Origin of the sequence: Escherichia sp. MOD1-EC6842 (assembly GCF_002965705.1) — a bacterium.
GTDB lineage: Bacteria > Pseudomonadota > Gammaproteobacteria > Enterobacterales > Enterobacteriaceae > Escherichia > Escherichia ruysiae.
Genome location: NZ_PTRF01000052.1, coordinates 1 through 1,164, shown reverse-complemented (window position 1 = coordinate 1,164; position 1,164 = coordinate 1). Strand labels below are relative to the sequence as shown.

General features: G+C 35.1%; 2 protein-coding genes. Both read left to right on the top strand.

What is annotated here, in order from left to right; translation table 11 throughout:
- The first annotated feature begins 243 nt into the window (after nucleotides 1–243).
- Nucleotides 244–798: a fimbrial protein gene (locus A7Z29_RS23035; protein WP_105290906.1), complete on the top strand. Its 555-nt coding sequence runs from the start codon at nucleotides 244–246 to the stop codon at nucleotides 796–798.
- Nucleotides 799–901: 103 nt separating this feature from the next.
- The coding region (locus A7Z29_RS23030) for a fimbria/pilus periplasmic chaperone (RefSeq protein ID WP_157944815.1) at nucleotides 902–1,164 on the top strand (263 nt) is incomplete at its 3' end.

Here is a 1,164-nt window from a genome sequence, read left to right as displayed (position 1 = left end):
TTTGAGCTTTATTACTACATACAACATAAAAAAACAAAAATAAAGTAGTTTTTTATTCCAATATTTGCCAAAAAATCAGACATTAACTCTGAATGCGATTTTTATTTTTATTTTTTACTGATTATTAATACTTTTTAATTGTCATGATGGAGGTGTGCGGGCAATGCAAATAAGAGATATCTTAAGTAATCTAGAAAAAGGATTAAACGCATATGGATTTGTATTTTCTGGAGATAAAATTTTATGAAAAATAAAGTATTAGCTGTCATGATCCTCACAGGTTTAACTATTGGGACAGCGAGTGCAGCTTCTGGTGACCTTGTTGGTACAGCACAGCAGACTATTAATGGTAGTATAGTTAATGCTACCTGTAATATTGAATTTCCTACTGATTATACTTTTCAGCCTATTACTCGTGCTACCTGGGATGCCAAGACTATTAGTCATGGCGTAGGTACCGAGTTAACTGGTAATATCAAACTGACTCAATGTCCAGTAAATACGGCCATGACTTATACTGTTGATGCCAAAGATAAAGCGCAGGGTAATCCTTATATGAGTCTGGTTCGTGCCGAAGATGGTTCAGTGCAATCTGATATTGGCATTCGCTTCGGAACAACCCCAGATGGTATGGGGACCCAATGGGATTTAACGGGTAAAACACTTAACTTGGGTACAACAGATGCTAATGGTGATCTGGATATTCCGGTATATGCAACAATTGTTAAATTAGGTGATGCAACCGGTTTTAGCGGTAAATTCTCATCAGTAGTGACTTATACTGTTAATTACAAATAAAATTTGTAAAAGGCTCGGTAATATAGGCCGAGCCTTTAAATTAATGTTGTCAAAACATTAGCACAGACATGATATATCTCATGTTAACTGGTAGGTTGTTTTTATGCTCAGAAAATCCTTATTACAGATTATGACGAAAACATTGCTGGCAACTTTATTAATAGTATCTAATGCTTATGCAAAAGACGAGGGAGGAATTGGTCTTGATGTAACCAGAGTTATTTTTCCATCGTCCGCAGAAAGTGTTTCGTTACGAGCAAATAACACATCAAGAAATAGCTTATGGCTTTTAAGAGCATGGACTTCTCATTATGATTCAGATAGTACAAAAACTCCTTTTTTTATAACTCCTCCATTAGTAAGGAT

Excerpts from the sequence above, each read along its gene's own strand:
- A7Z29_RS23035 (WP_105290906.1), top strand. The coding sequence starts at position 244 with ATGAAAAATAAAGTATTAGCTGTCATGATCCTCACAGGTTTAACTATT.